Below are 17,180 nucleotides of genomic sequence, written 5' to 3'. Positions count from 1 at the left end.
CTGATACGATTTACCGTCATCTCCGCGAAAGCGGGGATCCCGCTTCATTCTACGAGCTGCGGGGCAAGGCAGCGGGATTCCCGCCTTCGCGGGAATGACAAGGGGTGTTGTGATGCAGACAGCTAGCAAGCCCAGCATTGCCGTGCTGTTGCCGTGCTACAACGAGGAGGCGGCGATCGCGCAGACGGTCGCCGGCTTTCGCGCTGTGCTTCCTGACGCAGCAATCTATGTCTATGACAATAACAGCCGCGACCGCACGATCGAGGTCGCGCGCGGGGCCGGCGCGATCGTGCGCAGCGAGCGAATCCAGGGTAAGGGCAATGTCGTCCGCCGCATGTTCGCTGACGTGGACGCCGATATCTATGTCATGGCCGATGGCGATGCGACCTATGACGCCGCCTCCGCGCCCGCGCTGATCGCGCGCGCGCTCGACGAACAGCTCGACATGGTGGTCGGTTCGCGCGTGACGCAGGAGACGGCCGCCTATCGCCGCGGGCATCAACTCGGCAATCGCGCGATGACCGGCATTCTCGCGCGCCTGTTCGGGCGCAGCTTCACCGACATCTTCTCCGGCTATCGCGTTTTTTCGCGCCGTTTCGTGAAGAGTTTTCCGGTCCTCTCGTCAGGATTCGAGATCGAAACCGAGATCAGCGTCCATGCGCTCGAGCTGAAAATGCCGGTCGGCGAGATCGAGACGCCTTATTATGCGCGACCTGAGGGATCTGAATCGAAACTCAATACGTATCGCGATGGCTTCCGCATCGCGCGCACCATTGCGACGCTCTACCGGATCGAGAAACCGATGCTGTTCTTTGGCATCATCGGCATGCTGCTCGCGCTTGCCGCGGTGATCCTCGCGGTGCCGCTGGTTCTGACCTATATGCACACGCATCTCGTACCGCGCTTCCCGACCGCGATCCTGGTGACCGGCCTGACGATCCTCGCATCGCTCAATCTGTTCGCGGGGTTGATCCTCGATACGGTGGTGCGCGGACGGCGCGAGATGCGGCGGCTGGCCTATCTGGCACATCCCGCGCCGGGCAACGGGGCTTGAACTCGCTTTCGCCAAGGCCGATGTATGGTCCCGCAAGGGCATAAAGGATTCAAGGCTTCCATGCAAAACCCGTTCGACACCGGCGACTTCATGCGTCCCCTCACTACCGCCGGCTTCGCTGCGCAGGATACTCAGTCGGGTTTGGTCCCGATCGTGATCGAGCAGTCCAACCGCGGTGAACGCAGTTTCGACATTTATTCGCGCCTGCTGCGTGAACGTATCATCTTCGTGACCGGCGGCGTCGAGGATCATATGGCCTCGGTCATCAGCGCGCAGTTGCTCTTCCTGGAGTCGGAAAACCCCAAGAAGGACATCTTCATGTACATCAACTCGCCGGGCGGTGTCGTCACGGCGGGCATGGCGATCCATGACACCATGCAGTATATCCGTCCGCGCGTCGGCACGGTGTGCATGGGGCAGGCCGCCTCGATGGGCAGCTTCCTGCTCGCCGCCGGCGAACCAGGTATGCGCGTGGCGCTGACCAATTCGCGTATCATGATCCACCAGCCCTCGGGCGGTGCGCAGGGTATGGCGTCCGACATCGAGATCCAGGCGCGCGAGATCCTGCGCATCCGGGCCCGCATGAACGAGCTCTATGCGCACTATACTCGCAAGCCGGTCGAGGAGATCGAGCGTGCGATGGACCGCGACAAATTCATGTCGTCGGATGAGGCCAAGGAATTTGGCCTGATCGACGAGGTGTTCGATAAGCGTCCGGCGGTCACGGACGAATCCGGCACGCCGGTACTCCCGGCGTCTTAAGGCGATTTTTGACAGCATTCATCGTAAGATGATTTTGATTATTGTAGGATTGAAGTCGGGCGGTCTACGATGGCCGCCCGCACTAGCGCGCCCAAAGGGGCTGCGAAGGATGATTTGAATGACGAAGCTCAGCGGTGGCGATTCGAAGAGCACGCTATATTGCTCGTTCTGCGGCAAGTCGCAGCACGAGGTGCGCAAGCTCATTGCGGGGCCTACCGTGTTCATCTGCGATGAGTGCGTCGAGCTCTGCAACGACATCATTCGCGAGGAGACCAAGTCCGCGCTCGTCTCGAAAAAGGACGGGGGCGTGCCGACGCCGCAGGAAATCTGTGACGTGCTGGATGACTATGTGATTGGCCAGAAGCGCGCCAAGCGCGTCTTGTCGGTGGCGGTGCACAACCATTACAAGCGCCTCAACCACGGCCAGAAGGGTGCGGATGTCGAGCTTGCCAAGTCGAACATCCTGCTCGTCGGGCCGACCGGCTGCGGCAAGACCTTGCTCGCCCAGACGCTGGCGCGAATCCTCGACGTGCCGTTCACCATGGCCGATGCGACGACGCTGACCGAGGCGGGTTATGTCGGCGAGGATGTCGAGAATATCATCCTCAAGCTGCTTCAGGCGTCGGATTACAACGTCGAGCGTGCGCAGCGCGGCATCGTGTACATCGACGAAATCGACAAGATCAGCCGCAAGGCGGAGAACCCCTCGATCACCCGCGACGTATCGGGTGAAGGCGTGCAGCAGGCTTTGCTCAAACTGATGGAAGGCACCACCGCATCGGTGCCGCCACAGGGCGGGCGCAAGCATCCGCAACAGGAATTCCTCCAGGTCGACACGACCAACATCCTGTTCATCTGCGGCGGTGCGTTCAGCGGCCTCGAAAAGATCATTGGCGACCGCCTGCAGGGCAAGTCGATCGGCTTCGGCGCCTATGTCGCTTCGCCGGAAGAACGCCGCACCGGCGAGACGCTGAAGGCAGTCGAGCCCGAGGATCTGCTGAAGTTCGGCCTGATCCCCGAATTCGTCGGTCGTTTGCCGGTCATCGCGACGCTCGAGGATCTCGATGTGCCGGCGCTGGTGACGATCCTGACCGAGCCGAAGAACGCTTTGGTTAAACAATATCAGAAGCTGTTCGACATGGAGCAGGTCAAGCTTAGCTTCACCGACGATGCGCTGGTGACGGTCGCCAAGAAGGCGATCGATCGCAAGACCGGCGCGCGCGGGCTGCGCTCGATTCTCGAAGGCATATTGCTCGACACTATGTTCGATCTGCCCGGCATGGACGGCGTAGATGAAGTGATGATCGACGGCGACGTGATCGAAGGCCGCAAGGAACCGATCCGCGTCTATGCCAAAAAGGACAAGGCGGGCGCCGGCGCCGCGTGACCGCGGCGCCGCGCGGGTGAGACCAGGTTAACGGCGCTGCTCTGCGCCGCCTCAAACTTTCTCGCTTCCCCGGCAAAGGCTGGGGCCCAGTTGCGCAGATTGTTGTGGTGTTGCTCGCCAAGAGGCTGGCGTCGACGCTGGAGCGGGCGGTGGTCGGTGCTGGGCTGCCCTTGGCGCTAGTCGGCGTCGCGATCGCGGCGCTGGTGCTCGCACCCAAAAGTCTGGCGGCCTATCGCGCGGCAAAGCGCAATCGACTGCAGAACAGCCTGAACCTCGGGCTTGGCTCTGCGCTGGCGACAATCGGCCTGACCATCCGAGCGTGGCGGTGGTATCGTTGACGCTCGATCTGCCGCTGAGCCTCGGCATCGACGCCAAGGGCATCACGCTGCTCGCTGGGCGGGCGGATCGAGCGCCGGTCGCGGCGATGCTCGCGCGCGCCTTTGCCGAAAACCCGGCAATGTGCTTCATCTTCCCTGACCCTGCAGTTCGCGCAATGCGGTCGGCGAGACTTTTCGCACTGCTATTCGAAGAGGATGCAGCGGCCGGAATGCGCCTGGTGACGGCCGGTGGCGCGGCGGCGACGTTGTGGCGAGGGCCTGGGCGGTCCCACACCAGCCGCCTCGACATGATGCGCAGCGCGTGGCCGATGCTCCATGCGCTTGGTGGCGGGCTGACGCGGGCGCTGGCCGTGTCCGACGCGATCGACACGCACTTCCCGACCGGCGATTATTGGTATCTGCACATTGCCGGCTGCGATCCGGTGATGCAGGGCCGCGGCTTGGGGCGGGCCGCAGTTCAGGCCGGGCTCGACCGCGTCGCGGGTAGCCGGCTTCCGGTCTATCTGGAAACACCGCTTGAAAAGAATATTGGCTTCTATCGCAGCCTGGGTTTCGACCTGACCGCCGAATGGCGGGTTTCGAAGAGCGGGCCGCGCTTCTGGTCGATGATGCGATCGGGATCATGATCTACCCCGCTGTCGGGTCCGGCAAGGCTATCGGGTTTCGGCCGCCAGTTTCGCCAGCCATATTTTGGCCTGTTTTGGTTCACCAACCGCGCTGGGATCTGCTGGACCGCGCGCGGCTAGGAACGCGGCGTGCAGGTCAAATGCCGGCAAGCCCAGACGATCTCGGGCTTCGTCGATCTGATCGGCAAGATCGTTCAATTCATCAAGGGACGGCGCCCAGAGCGCGATCATCTGGCGATCCTTGCCGTGACCGAACAGGCCCCATTTTCCCGCAGCGCAGCGCTCCAGCGCGGCGACCAGCAACTGGCGATACTCGGCCTCGATCTCGATCCGGCGCTCGTCGAGTTGGGCCAGCCGTTCAGCGCGCGCCATGGCGGCGCCTGTTCGCCGAGCGGCATTTGATCGATCGCTGCAACATCAAAATACTCCCGGCACGAAACGTCGCACGCGCGCGGCATAGCGATCATAGTCCTCGCGGAATATCTCCCGCAGCAACCGTTCCTCCTCGGTGATGCGTAGCCAGGTGCCGAGCGCGTAAAGCGGCACGCCGATCAGCAGGTGCAGCGGGTGGCCGAAGGCGACCGCCAGCGCGATCATGAACAGGAACAGCGCGACATAGATCGGGTGGCGAACATGGCCGAAGGGGCCATCGATCACCAGGCTATGGTCCGATCGGGTGCGGGCGACCAGGCTCCAATTCCGCCCCAGTGCGCGCGCTGAGGTGACGAACAGTCCGATCACCACTGCCATCAATATCGCGATCAGGATCGCCTGGCCCAGCGCGAATGGCGACAGCGGATCGAGGGAGACATCGATCGGGCCGAACCCGGCATAGCCGATTCCAATCATCTGCACTGCGATGCCGGCGATCGAGCGCGAGGATTTTTTCTGCTTGCCCGCATCGCTCACCGACCGGCTTCGCGCGACGAACAGCGCTAGCAGAAAGAGCGCGAAGCCAGTCGCCATCACGGCCAACCCGGGCAGACCGACCGGGCTGCTGTTCATGAAGGTCATTTGTTCGTCCCTTTTGGCGGATTGGCAGCGCGCCATGCCTGGGTTTCCTCGATCGCAATCGAGCGTCTGAGAATGCGGCTGTTCGGATCGAGCACGACATGTGCGCCGGGCGCCACGGCGATCGTAGCGCTGCGGCCGGTCATCGCCAGCTGCACGGTCCGGCCGTCGATCTGCACTTCGACCGGCATCGCGAAGGGCAGGCTATCCGGCACCTTCCAGGTCAGTGTCAGCTTACCGCCATCGCGTGCCTCGATCAGTTCGGGCAGCGTGGACTGGCGCAGATAGACGTCGAAGAACCAGCGATAATCGTTGCCGGTGACCTGCTCCACATAGTGCTGATATTCGGCCGTACTGCTATAGCGCGGCTGAAAATTTCCCGGCTTAGGGTCGGTTCGGCCATAGACGGCGAGGCGCGTTACATCGCCGAACGCCTGGTCGCCGATCAGGTAACGCAACGTGTGGAGCATCCACGACGCCTTGTAATAAATGTCGATGCCCGGACCGCCCTTGTCGAGTTGATAGACATCCTCTTCGCTGCGTGGCTTGCCGGAAACGATCGGCGCGCGGTTGACGATGTCCACCCGGTTCGCCAGCATCATGGCGGCATACCGACCCTCACCCTCGCGCCAGCGGCCGTAGAGCGGCTGCATATAAGTGCCATAGCCCTCGTGCAGCCACATATCGTCCCAGTCCGCGGCGGTCAGCTGGTTGGCAAACCATTCATGCGCGAATTCATGCTGGAACAGCCAGTCGAACCCCTCGGGTGCCTTGGCATAGCCATTGCCGTATCCGTTGATGGTCTGATGCTCCATGCCCTTGTGCGGTGTCTCGACCACGCCGACCTTCTCGTCGGCGAATGGGTAGGGGCCGACAATGCTTTCGAAAAAGTCGATCGTCGGGGCGAACTCGGCGAACAGCGCCTTCGCCCGTTTCTCTTCACCGGGAAGATACCAATAGCTCATCGGGAAACTATTGCCGAAGCGGCTCCTGTAGACGCCCGAAACCTCCTCGTAAGGCGCAACGTTGAGGGCGATCGCATAGGTATTGGGATGCTTGACCCGCCAGTTCCAGGTGGTGCGTCCATCCGACAGCTTGTCGACGCCCATCAGCACGCCGTTTGACGGCGCCTTCAGTCCCTTGGGCACGGTGATGTGCAGGTCCATCGATTGGGGTTCGGCAGTCGGGAAATCGAGACAGGGCCAGAACAGGTCGCATCCCTCGCCCTGAACCGCCGTCGCGACCCAGGGCAAGCCAGCGGGGGTTTTCGACCAGACGAAACCGCCGTCCCAGGGCGCGTTGACCGCGACATGCGGGGTGCCGCCATAGGTGATCCGCGCACTGATCTTGCCCGCCGCCTCGACGCGCACCGGCAGATCGACGATCAGCCTGCCTTCGGGATTGGACCAGTTCGATCGCGGCAGTGTTTTGCCGTCGATCGCAATGGCGCTAACCGGCAGGTTGCGGTCGAGATCGAGCAGCAGTCTGGCGATCGGCGCTTTGGCGGTAAAGTTGAGCGTTGCGACCCCGGCGATCGTCTGGCTTGCCGGCATGACCTCGATCGCGAGATCGACCGTATCGAGCTGCTGCTTTGCCCGCTCTGGATCGATTGCGCCGCCGGATCGCTCGGTTTGCGCGGTGATCGGCGGCAACCCCTTTTGCGCCACCTTTTGCGACGGGGGAGCGGCGGCGACCAATGCGATCAGCGATGGGGCAAGCAGCAGGCGAGGAGTCATGCACGGCTTTCCAGAATGATTCAGCGTAGCTCGACCATGAACCGATCGATGAAGAGCGTGAAGAAGGGGACGCCATTCTGCGCGATTCGCAGCCGGCGGGGCCAGCGCAGCCCCTTGTCCGTAACGGTCCCGTCGAACGTGAAACGCTCCTGGATCACTTCACCGCCATCCGGCGCGAAGACAGTGTATGTTGCCGCGCTGAGCCGTCCGTCCTGGCCGGTTTCGAAACTGACCGGCGGCAGGCCGGGATGCGCAGCGAGCAACCGATCGCCAACCGCAGCGGTCGGTGATCGCATCAGCATATAACCGTACAAGCCATATTGTTCGCGCTCGTGGCGGATCTGGTGCGCGGGCAGGGCGGCGCGCTTGCCGTCGCGCTCCGTCCAGCCGCCGGTCGGTTCGATGATGAGCGATCGGGTTTTGGCGACGCCTTCGGCCATGATCCAGCTGTTCGAGTGCGCCCGGACGAACGGTTCGACCCGGGTCTCGATGCCCAGGCGCAGCGTCTTTTCCGGTGTCACCACCTCCGCCCCACCGACCCAGCCGATCGCCGCGACCCGGTCGAGCAGACGCTGTCCGCCCATCGCCGCCGCAGTGCGCGCCACAGGATCGATGGTTGCGCCGCGCCCGATCGCCGCTGCGGGCAGCATCGCAAGCGCTCCGCCCAGCAAGGTTCGGCGCGTCGTGCACATCGCACGATTGATGGATCGGCAACCATCACCATATAAGGGAGGATCGGCGCCGCGTTCCGGCGCCCCCGGAGTATTCATGACCCAGTCCTACCCCGTCTTGCCGTTGCGCGACATCGTCGTGTTCCCGCACATGATCGTGCCGCTGTTCGTCGGCCGCGACAAGTCCGTTGCCGCACTGGAAGCGGCGATGAACGCCGACAAGGAAATCTTCCTCGTGGCCCAGCTCGATCCGTCGGAAGACGATCCCGAGCGCGACGACCTGTACGACCTCGGCGTGACCGCCACCGTGCTGCAGTTGCTCAAGCTGCCCGACGGCACCGTGCGCGTGCTAGTCGAAGGCAAATCCCGCGCTTCGCTCGACGTGCTGAGCGAAACCGACAATTATCTGACTGCGACCGTGCTGCCGGTCGAGGAACCTGTCGCGGAGGGCAACGAAGTGTCCGCCCTGATGCGCTCGGTGATCGACCAGTTCGAGAATTACGCCAAGCTCAACCGCAAACTGCCCGCCGAGACAGCGGTGCAACTAAACGAGATCGAGGACGCCTCGCGCCTCGCCGATGCGGTCGCCGCCAACATCTCGGTCAAAGTTTCGGACAAGCAGTCGCTGCTGGTCGAGATCGATCCGGCCAAGCGGCTCGAGATGGCGTTTGCCTTCATGGAAGGCGAACTTGGCGTCCTGCAGGTCGAGAAGAAGATCAAGAGCCGCGTCAAGCGCCAGATGGAGAAGACGCAGCGCGAATATTATCTCAACGAGCAGTTGAAGGCGATCCAGCGCGAACTCGGCAATGAGGGCGAGGAAGGCGAGGGCGACGAGATCGCCGAGCTGACTCAGAAGATCGCCACGCTGAAACTGTCGAAGGAAGCGCGCAGCAAAGCGACCGGCGAGTTGAAGAAGCTCAAGTCGATGGCGCCAATGTCGGCCGAAGCGACCGTCATCCGCAATTATCTCGATGTGCTGCTCGGCCTGCCCTGGGGCAAGAAGTCGAAGATCAAGAAGGATATCGCGGCGGCGCAGGCGGTGCTCGACGAGGATCATTATGCGCTGGAAAAGGTCAAGGACCGGATCGTCGAATATCTCGCGGTGCAGGCGCGCACCAACAAGCTGAAGGGGCCGATCCTGTGCCTTGTCGGTCCTCCCGGCGTGGGCAAGACCAGCCTGGGCAAGTCGATCGCCAAGGCGACCGGACGCGAATTCATCCGCCAATCGCTCGGCGGCGTGCGCGACGAAGCCGAGATTCGCGGTCACCGCCGCACCTATATCGGCTCGCTGCCGGGCAAGATCGTGACCAACCTCAAAAAGGCCGGCACGTCGAACCCGCTGTTCCTGCTCGATGAGATCGACAAGCTCGGCCAGGATTTCCGCGGCGACCCCGCATCGGCTTTGCTCGAAGTGCTCGATCCGGAGCAGAATTCGAAGTTCCAGGACCATTATCTGGAACTCGATATCGACCTCTCCGACGTGATGTTCGTGACCACCGCGAACACACTCAATTTGCCACAGCCTTTGCTCGACCGGATGGAGATCATCCGCCTTGAAGGTTACACCGAGGATGAGAAGGTCGAGATCGCGCAGCGCCATCTGATTGAAAAGCAGATTGAGGCGCATGGTCTGAAGGCAGGCGAGTTTACGCTGACCACCGAAGGGCTGCGCGCGCTGATCCAATATTATACGCGTGAAGCGGGTGTCCGCACGCTGGAGCGCGAGATCGCAAGGCTGGCGCGCAAGGCGCTGCGGCAAATCCTCGAAGGCAAGGTGACGAGCGTGACGGTCACGCCCGACAATATCTCTGATTTCGCTGGCGTGAAAAAATATCGCTACGGCCTGAGCGAGGAAGAGAATCAGATCGGTGCCGTCACCGGGCTGGCCTGGACCGAGGTCGGCGGCGAATTGCTGACGATCGAAAGCGTCACCGTGCCCGGCAAGGGCGGCGCCAAGGTCACCGGCAAGCTCGGCGATGTGATGAAGGAATCGATCGAGACAGCCTTGAGCTTCATCAAGGCACGTGCACCAAGCTATGGTATCAAGCCGAGCATCTTCGCGCGCAAGGATCTCCACATCCATCTGCCCGAAGGTGCGGTGCCCAAGGATGGACCTTCGGCGGGCATCGGTATCGTCACAGCGATCGTCTCGACGCTGACTGGCGTGCCGGTACGGCGTGACATCGCCATGACCGGCGAGGTTACGCTGCGCGGCCGCGTTCTCCCGATCGGCGGCTTGAAGGAGAAGCTGCTCGCGGCGTTGCGGGGCGGCATTAAGACCGTGCTGATTCCGGCCGAGAACGAGAAGGACCTGGTCGAGATTCCGGCCAATATCCGCGAAGGACTGACGATCATCCCGGTTGGGCATGTCGATGAAGTTCTGCGCCTCGCGCTGACCGAGCCATTGGTCGCGATCGACTGGACCGAAGCGGATGAACTTGCTGCTTTGCCACCACCCGGAGTCGCGCCGATCGGCGGCGGAGTGCACCATTGACGTCGCTGTTTACAAACATGTTACCTTAATACGGCCGCATTCGATGCAGTTTCGTGACGTTTTGCTTTGACAGGCACCGTCCGAGCCGCCTTACTGCGCCACCGGCCTCGCGCCGTGATTCATTCAAGCTATTGTAATTGGTAAACGGGGGTCTGTAGGCATGAACAAGCAAGAACTGATCGGCACCGTCGCCGACGCGTCCGGGCTGGGCAAAGGCGATGCCAGCAAGGCGGTTGAGGCGGTTTTCGATGCTATTTCGAACGCACTGAAAAAGGGTGATGAAGTTCGCCTGGTTGGTTTCGGTACTTTCTCGGTCAGCAAGCGCAAGGCTTCGACGGGGCGCAATCCGCGCACCGGCGAGCCGATGACGATCAAGGCGTCGTCGCAGCCGAAGTTCAAGGCCGGCAAGGGCCTGAAGGACGCAGTCAACTGATCTACGGCCGATGAACGCCGCCGGGGCTGGACAAGTCCCGGCCGGCTGTTTTAAGGCACAAGTAATGGGGCGGCGGTAAACGTCGCCCCGTTGCGTTGGCGGGTTCCCGACAAGAGAATGCCGTCACCAATTTTCCGTTGCGCACCGCCAGGGTGGTCACGCGATGGGCGCGTAGCTCAGTGGTAGAGCACACCCTTCACACGGGTGGGGTCGCAAGTTCAATCCTTGCCGCGCCCACCATATACCGGGTTACCGGAAACGCGCTTATCGATTCCGGAAATCCCGCTTTTTTGTCGCGCCGAATCGCTTGCTTGCTGTTGAGGAGTGAGCCAGTGACGACCCTGTTCAGCGGAGGGCCTTGTCGTGCGGAATCTGGTAATACTTCCCTTAATTCTGGCAGCGGCCTGCACTGTGCAACGACAGCCCGACAATGGCTCGATCGCTCAGGCCAACGCCGCGACGTCGGCGGAGAAAAGCGGACTACGCGGTCACGAGCCGGCGACGTCGCGGAGTGCGATCGAAGCCAAAGAGATGGTCGTGGAATATTTCGAGCTCATCAAGGATAAGAAATATAGCACGGCGCGCAAATTTTGGGGCAATGATGGCGCTGATTCAGGGGGTGACGATGCCGCCTTCGCAGCTACGTTCACGCCCTATTCCGCCTATCAACCAAAAGTCGGCGCACCGACCGAGATAAAGGCGAGCGGCGGGATGCAATATTCGACCGTGGCCGCCACGCTGCATGTGAAACGCCGCTCGAACGGCGCAGAAGCAGATCGTAATGGCGTCGTCATGCTGCGCCGGTCCATCGATCCAAATGACAAGACGGCTGAGAAGCGCGATTGGAAAATCTGGGGCATCGATATCCGCCTTCGCAACTGACGTCTTGCCAAGCATCGGCTGACCGCAGACACAAGCTGCTTCGATCACCCAAAATGAGCCTGGCGTTCGCGGACTGACCTTTTGTCCTGCCAGCGCGTCGCTGACCGCTTCAGCCTGGCAGTTTGACACCTCTCGCTGCGGTGGCAGCGCGCGCAAATATCCCCGGGGAATTGGGATTCCCCGGGGATCGTGGCAATGACGAGCTTTAGAAGTTGACGCTCAGCCCGAACGAGGCTGACCGGCCGATATCATAGCGGTTATAAAAGATTTTATTCGTGCCGTTATCCTGCAGCTCTTGGTATTTGGTGCCAGTGATGTTGCGGACCTCGAACTTCATCTCGGTATTCAATCCGGCGATCTTGACGCCTTGTCGCGCTACGAAATCGAGGCGGAAGCCTGGCTTTTCATAGATATCCGGCTGTAGCAGCGACGGGCTGCGGTTGGTCAGGCGCTTGCTGGAATAGGTTAGAAGGAATGTCTGTTGCGACAGGACATCCTTGCTCTCAAGGCCCAATTCCAGATTCGCCAAATGGTCCGACTGCCCGGTGAGTGGCACATTGTCCCTGAACAACTGGCTGGCCAAGGTGATGCCCGACAAGCCGAACACGGCTGCGGGATCATCGGCCTTCACACTGACCTTCGATTTGGAATAGGTGTAGTTAGCGATAAGTACGGCGCGGCGTGACGCAAGGAACGACCCGTCGAGCACGTCGGCTAGGTCGAAATATTTCTGCGTTTCGATTTCCGCACCATAGAGTGTGGCGCGTGGCGCGTTGGCGAAGGTCGTGGTGACGGTATTGTCGCTGAAGCCGGCGAACGCTTCTATCGGGTGGTCAATCTTCTTGTAGAAACCGGCGAACGAAATGCGTTGGTCACGCGCGAAATACCACTCGTAGCGCGCCTCGGCATTATACAGCTGGCTGTCGATGAGGAAGGGGTTGCCGCGATACTGGCGATTGCTGTCCGGATCGAAATAATTCTGGAAGACCAGCTCGCGGAACTGTGGCCGCGCAATTGTCTTCGAGGCGCTGACCCGCAGCTGCATGGCGGGGGCCAGTTGCAACGTCACCGTACCGGCCGGCAGCCAATAGTTCCGGTTCAAGCGAGTCGCCGCTGCCGATGATGTCGGCGTGTTGAACACCTGGATCGAATCCACCGTCTGTTTGGCGGTTTCGTAGCGGACACCGGCATTCAAGCTGAGATCAGGTGTGATCTGTGCTTGGATCTGGGCATAGCCGGCGTGGTTGCGCAGCTTCGCACGAAAGGCCGGATTGCCTTCGTTGTTGTCAATGAGCGCTACGCCGAAATATTTGATGATCGCTGGTTCAAGCAGGAGATCGGGCCGCAGGAACGTCACGCCATCAGGCAGGGATGTTATGGCTCGAAACTGCAGGTCGCGGCGCTCGGTTCGGCGGTTGGTGTCCGAATAGGCATAGCCGATTGTCGCCGTGATATCAGGCGTCACCTTGTAGGACAAATCCAGCCCGCCCGAGAAAAGATCTTCGTTCAAGTTGGAATAGCTGACGCTGGCCTGGCCCTGCTGTCCGTTCAGGCGGTTGATAAAGTAATTGCCCAGCAAATCTCCTGCGCTGTTGCTGCGAAAATACTCGAAGCTGAACTCATTCGGGGATTCGCGTCGCGAATTGGCATAGCCGGCGCGTACGTCTAGATTGAGCTTGTCGAGAAGCTTGAATTCGCCGACGAGTTGCGTGTCGATTAACTGACGCTCGAACCATGCCGTATCTTGCTGCTGCAGCGTTGCGTCCGTCGATGTTGTCGCGCGAGTACCGATGCCGATACGAGCCTGTTTCAGCGTATCGCGGATATACAGGTTGGTCAGCCGGATCTTGTTGTTATTGAATTCCAGGCTGAGCCCGAGCAGCCCGTTCACGACGACGCGATCGTCGGTGATGACCCGCTCGAAATCAAGTTCCTTCTGCGACAGATCGACCGATGCAGCGGTCTGCTGCGTCGTGTCGCGCGTACGCCATTTATTGCTATAGCCGACCGTGGCGATGACGCCGAGGGTCGTGTCGCCGAGATCGAACGACTTGCCACCGGTGATCGCCGCACTCCAGTTGGGCGGCAGCGCCTTGTTGCGCTGGACGACCGCGTTGCGGCCGTTGACCAATTGACTAGCGATCGCCTGGGTATCGACGGCGTCTGCGGGATTGCTGATCCGCTTGCCGCTGGCGAAAAACGCCTTGAGCGCTGGTGGCGTATCGCGCGAACCATTGTCGAATCCGGTCCAGTCGCTGGAACTGCCGAAATAGGTGTAGCCGAGTTGGCCGGTGGTCACGCTGTCTGCGCCGATGCTGGCGCCAACGCTGAGGAATGCTTCTTTCGGGGCCGATTTGGTCGTCAGGTTGATGACGCCACCGCCGAATTCACCGGGAAAGTTCACCGAATAGGATTTCTGGACGAGCGATGATGCGATGATGCTCGTCGGAAACAGGTCGAGCGGCACCACGCGGCGCAGCGGCTCGGGGCTGGGCAGGGGCGAGCCGTTGAGCAGCGCAAGCGAATAGCGATCGCCGAGGCCACGGACATAGACAAAGCCGTTACCGACGACGCTCAGGCCGGTGACCCGGCTGAGCGCGCCGGCAATATCGCCTTCGCCCGTGCGAGCAATATCCGCAGAGGACAAAACCGATACGACCTGCGGCAGCGACTTTTCGATGTTGCTGTTGCGACGTCCAACCACGACGATGTCGCTGTCGGCAACGTTAGACGCGCCGGGGATCGAAATGTCGGTCTGCTCCTGCTCCGCAGCGTCAGCCGGAGCCGGTGGGGCATCCTGGACTGTCGATTGTGTCGGTGCCGCTGCCGTAGTCGTAGCCGGTACGGATTGCGCGCGCGCGACTGCGGGCGCGATCAGCGCGGACGACATCAACAGCAATTTCGGAAGCGCCAGCGGCCTCAACATTTTCAACCCCCAATATAATTTCAATGGAAGCGGAGCATGGCATCTCTGCCATGCTCCGCCCCTAGTCAGATTGTTCGATTCAGATGGTCGGCAGCGACGTGCAAAGGCCGGTGTTGCCCGCGCCGAGATCCAGCGTCTGGCTGTTGCATGTCCAGGTACGGTACCAATTGTCGGACGCATCACGAACGGCGCCGATATAGGTGACGGCGTCGAAGAACGCGGTCTGGCCGCCCAGCCCGCCGGTCGACGACGGTATACCCGAGGCAGCGTGCAGGTTGGCTACGTTAAACGGTGTCACGGCCGATTCAGTTACTCCGTTTATGAACAGGTTAGTCAGCATTGGCGTGTAGGTTATGCTGTTGCCGTTCGAACCCGCACCGAACAATGCAGCGACCTCGGCACTCGTTACTCCATTGGCGCCGAGGAACGGCGTTGCGCCACACTGCATGAGCACCGAACGGAACACCGGCGCACCCAATTCGTCGATCGCAGGATTGGCCGTCGTCGATGCGGTCTGTGCGCGACTGATGCGCAGGCACGATGGCGATGGAGACGGGGCAACGACCAAGCCATTGACCAGCGTATAGTCCGTGCCGCCGCGCAGGAGGATGGCCGATTGATCCGACGGGTTGTTGACTCGGTGCAGGAACGTGAAGTTCGACACGATCGTGTTCTGGCGCGGGTTGTCGCCATCAACGGTATTGTCCGAATCCGCTTCGATGATCGAGTCGGTGCCACGTGCTTCGCTGCCCGCGCGCTGCGCGACCAGGACGTACTGGAAGTTGGCTTTTACACCGGTGTCGGTGTCAATGTTGTCGTCCTCGGCGCCGACCGAGATATAGTATTTCATATTGACGCGGCCACCGAAGAATTCAGCGCCATCATCCGAGCTATTGAACGACTGGATGTGATCGATCACGGTACCGCTGCCGACGCCTTCGGTCGTCAGCGACTGAAGCTCGACGTTGTTCGAGAGGACATAGCCGGAATAGCGGATCTGGACATAGCTAAGCTTACCGCTGCTCTCGGAGTTGTTCGCGCCGCCATACACGGCGGGATCGATCGCACCTTCGGTCTGGCGTTCGCACGCGACCGTGCCCGGCGTCGCTGCGGCCGCGGCGCAATCGGTGACTTGTGCGCGGCCCATCAGGACGACGCCACCCCATTGACCCGATGAGGTGTCGGTATTGAGGCCGAGGACGTTATCGCGGCTCGTGAAGACGATGGGGCGTGCGGCGGTTCCGACGGCTTGGATCGAATTGCCACGGTTGATCGCCAGCCATGTGGCGCCGCCATTCGCCTGGACGACGACGCCCGGTTCAATCGTCAACACGACGTTGGTCGTTCCGGTGGTCGCGGCACCTTGATCGGTGCCGACATCGACGCGACCCGGCAGCTGATAGATCAAACCCGGAATGCGCGCGAGCAGCGTACTGCGGGTAATGCGCGCGGGCAGGTTGCAGACGCGATACGTGCCGGTCGGGCCGGTGATCGTGCCGACATCGGTCAGGCCGACGGGATCAGCAATCGTGGGGCAGCCATTGGCCGGAGTAACCAGCCCCCCCCCCGGCGTCGGCGTCGGCGTGGGCGTCGGCGTTGGAGCAGGCGGATTGGTGATGATGACGTTGCCGCCGGTGCCAGGCGACGCGATGTCGTTGGCGCCACAGCCGCTCAACATAGCTAGCGAAGCCGTCGCAAGTAGCGCGCGGCGTAAATTGGTCGTGATCATGTACCCTGTCTCCAGCGTTTCTGCTAGGCCGATCGGCCGTTGCCCGACGATGCGCCCGCGAGTCGGCGTTCCCCCCTCGCATCCCATCTGCGGCCGCTTTAGGAACGCTGTGTGACGGGGCGATTGGGTTTTCGTGACGAATTCAAAGCAGTTCCGTGACACTTATGCTGCACCGCACAGAAGTCCGACATGCGCGTTCCCATTGAACGAGGGGGACGGCCCCGGGCGTGACAAATCTAGAGTAGGCGATCGTCACGGCGCTGAAGTTTAAGATTATATGTACTCAGCATTGCCATCGGCGCCTCAGATCGGGGAGGGGCTGGCCGCTCAAACCCAACCCCAGGGCCGTTCCCTGAACCACTTCGTCACGACATATTTCACGCCCGACCGGACCTTCATGCCCTGATGAATCGTCGCCGGATTGGGCGTGCCGTCGAGCCGTAAATTATCCCAGGCGAGCAGTTTGCCGACCTCGGGCTGGACGATCTTGTCGATCGCCTTGAAGCGCGTCGCGCCGCCCGCCTCGGTCTGATTGAGATAAATCATCACCGTCCAGGTGCGTTGGCCTGCGACCGAACAATAGCGCGCATAGTCGACACCCTGAGGCTCGAAATAGTCGGTGTGTCCCTTGAACTCCTGACCGACGGCATAGCGCTGCCCCTGCATCGGCTCGCCATGCGCCGGGTCGAGCCCGGTGAAGCGCATGATCAGCGCATCGACCGCCGTCACCGCCGGATCGTCGCGATCGAGATCGCAGGTTTCGCTGGTTCGGAAACCTGAATCGCCGTTCGAATCGGAAATGGTCGAGGGGCGGCGTTGCGCCTCGATTCGCTCGATCAATGCCGTGCACAGGGCGGGTGGCAGGAAGGCCTTGCGCAGGAACAGCGTCAGTTTGGGGCTTGGCACGCGTTGCACGTCGGGCTGCGCGGCGAGATGCGCGATCATTGCATCCGATGGATGACCGGAGCCGTACATCGGGGTGAGAAAGGCAGGCGTATTCATGGCACGACGCTTTGCCAAATGGTGCGGGAATTCACCAGCCCAGGGATTCGTTTAGCCCGGCTTTCGCAAAAGGTTCACACTTGTGCCGTGTGACTGTAACAATGGCCGCCTAGCACCTGCGCGACCCTA

General features: G+C 61.4%; 15 protein-coding genes and 1 tRNA gene. 9 read left to right on the top strand and 7 right to left on the bottom strand.

Annotation, left to right across the window (positions count from 1 at the left end):
- Positions 1 to 112: 112 nt before the first annotated feature.
- The 5 genes from ACVWZA_RS15210 (at position 113) to ACVWZA_RS15190 (ending at position 4,167) form a co-directional block, all read left to right on the top strand.
- Positions 113 to 1,054, top strand: coding sequence for a glycosyltransferase family 2 protein (locus tag ACVWZA_RS15210; RefSeq protein ID WP_457312099.1), 942 nt, complete (start codon positions 113 to 115; stop codon positions 1,052 to 1,054).
- A gap of 90 nt (positions 1,055 to 1,144) precedes the next feature.
- A complete protein-coding gene (gene clpP, locus ACVWZA_RS15205; RefSeq protein WP_457312181.1) occupies positions 1,145 to 1,816 on the top strand; it encodes an ATP-dependent Clp endopeptidase proteolytic subunit ClpP in 672 nt (223 codons plus the stop codon).
- Positions 1,817 to 1,934: 118 nt separating this feature from the next.
- Positions 1,935 to 3,203 carry an ATP-dependent Clp protease ATP-binding subunit ClpX gene (clpX, locus tag ACVWZA_RS15200; RefSeq protein ID WP_457312098.1) on the top strand — a complete coding sequence of 423 codons (1,269 nt, stop codon included), beginning with the start codon at positions 1,935 to 1,937 and terminating at the stop codon, positions 3,201 to 3,203.
- A gap of 107 nt (positions 3,204 to 3,310) precedes the next feature.
- Positions 3,311 to 3,541, top strand: coding sequence for a hypothetical protein (locus ACVWZA_RS15195; protein ID WP_457312097.1), 231 nt, complete (start codon positions 3,311 to 3,313; stop codon positions 3,539 to 3,541).
- Entirely contained in the window at positions 3,538 to 4,167 is a 630-nt protein-coding gene (locus ACVWZA_RS15190; RefSeq protein WP_457312096.1) for a GNAT family N-acetyltransferase, read from the top strand. Before ACVWZA_RS15195 ends, ACVWZA_RS15190 begins: the two co-directional genes overlap by 4 nt.
- A gap of 27 nt (positions 4,168 to 4,194) precedes the next feature.
- On the opposite strand, the gene ACVWZA_RS15185 is transcribed toward ACVWZA_RS15190, so the two are convergent.
- Genes ACVWZA_RS15185 through ACVWZA_RS15170 form a run of 4 tightly spaced genes read right to left on the bottom strand, consistent with a single transcriptional unit; the run spans position 4,195 to position 7,684 of the window.
- Entirely contained in the window at positions 4,195 to 4,539 is a 345-nt protein-coding gene (locus tag ACVWZA_RS15185; RefSeq protein ID WP_457312095.1) for a hypothetical protein, read from the bottom strand.
- Between the two features lie 45 nt (positions 4,540 to 4,584).
- Positions 4,585 to 5,181 (bottom strand): methyltransferase family protein, encoded by a 597-nt coding sequence (locus tag ACVWZA_RS15180; protein WP_457312094.1) that lies wholly within the window; start codon positions 5,179 to 5,181, stop codon positions 4,585 to 4,587.
- Entirely contained in the window at positions 5,178 to 6,914 is a 1,737-nt protein-coding gene (locus ACVWZA_RS15175; protein WP_457312093.1) for a M1 family metallopeptidase, read from the bottom strand. Before ACVWZA_RS15175 ends, ACVWZA_RS15180 begins: the two co-directional genes overlap by 4 nt.
- Before the next feature lie 20 nt (positions 6,915 to 6,934).
- The gene (locus ACVWZA_RS15170) at positions 6,935 to 7,684 is read right to left on the bottom strand and encodes a hypothetical protein (protein ID WP_457312092.1); all 750 of its coding nucleotides are present in this window, start codon (positions 7,682 to 7,684) and stop codon (positions 6,935 to 6,937) included.
- Here ACVWZA_RS15170 and lon point away from each other — a divergent pair.
- The 4 genes from lon to ACVWZA_RS15150 all read left to right on the top strand — a co-directional run bounded on the left by lon (position 7,683) and on the right by ACVWZA_RS15150 (position 11,394).
- Complete coding sequence (gene lon / locus ACVWZA_RS15165; protein ID WP_457312091.1) at positions 7,683 to 10,079, top strand: endopeptidase La; 2,397 nt, start codon at positions 7,683 to 7,685, stop codon at positions 10,077 to 10,079. The two genes, ACVWZA_RS15170 and lon, sit on opposite strands and share 2 nt — an antisense overlap.
- Before the next feature lie 160 nt (positions 10,080 to 10,239).
- A complete protein-coding gene (locus ACVWZA_RS15160) occupies positions 10,240 to 10,512 on the top strand; it encodes an HU family DNA-binding protein (RefSeq protein WP_183113028.1) in 273 nt (90 codons plus the stop codon).
- A gap of 165 nt (positions 10,513 to 10,677) precedes the next feature.
- A tRNA-Val gene (locus ACVWZA_RS15155) sits at positions 10,678 to 10,752 on the top strand.
- Between the two features lie 123 nt (positions 10,753 to 10,875).
- Positions 10,876 to 11,394: a hypothetical protein gene (locus ACVWZA_RS15150; RefSeq protein ID WP_457312090.1), complete on the top strand. Its 519-nt coding sequence runs from the start codon at positions 10,876 to 10,878 to the stop codon at positions 11,392 to 11,394.
- A gap of 205 nt (positions 11,395 to 11,599) precedes the next feature.
- On the opposite strand, the gene ACVWZA_RS15145 is transcribed toward ACVWZA_RS15150, so the two are convergent.
- From ACVWZA_RS15145 to ACVWZA_RS15135, 3 genes are all read right to left on the bottom strand, one after another.
- On the bottom strand, positions 11,600 to 14,320 hold the full coding sequence (locus tag ACVWZA_RS15145; RefSeq protein ID WP_457312089.1) for a TonB-dependent receptor domain-containing protein: 2,721 nt from the start codon (positions 14,318 to 14,320) through the stop codon (positions 11,600 to 11,602).
- A gap of 79 nt (positions 14,321 to 14,399) precedes the next feature.
- Entirely contained in the window at positions 14,400 to 16,049 is a 1,650-nt protein-coding gene (locus ACVWZA_RS15140) for a hypothetical protein (protein ID WP_457312087.1), read from the bottom strand.
- Positions 16,050 to 16,376: 327 nt separating this feature from the next.
- Positions 16,377 to 17,051, bottom strand: coding sequence for a prolyl hydroxylase family protein (locus tag ACVWZA_RS15135; RefSeq protein WP_457312086.1), 675 nt, complete (start codon positions 17,049 to 17,051; stop codon positions 16,377 to 16,379).
- Between the last annotated feature and the right edge of the window lie 129 nt (positions 17,052 to 17,180).

Source organism: Sphingomonas sp. UYAg733 (genome assembly GCF_054057355.1).
This window is presented reverse-complemented; position numbering and strand designations above follow the sequence as displayed.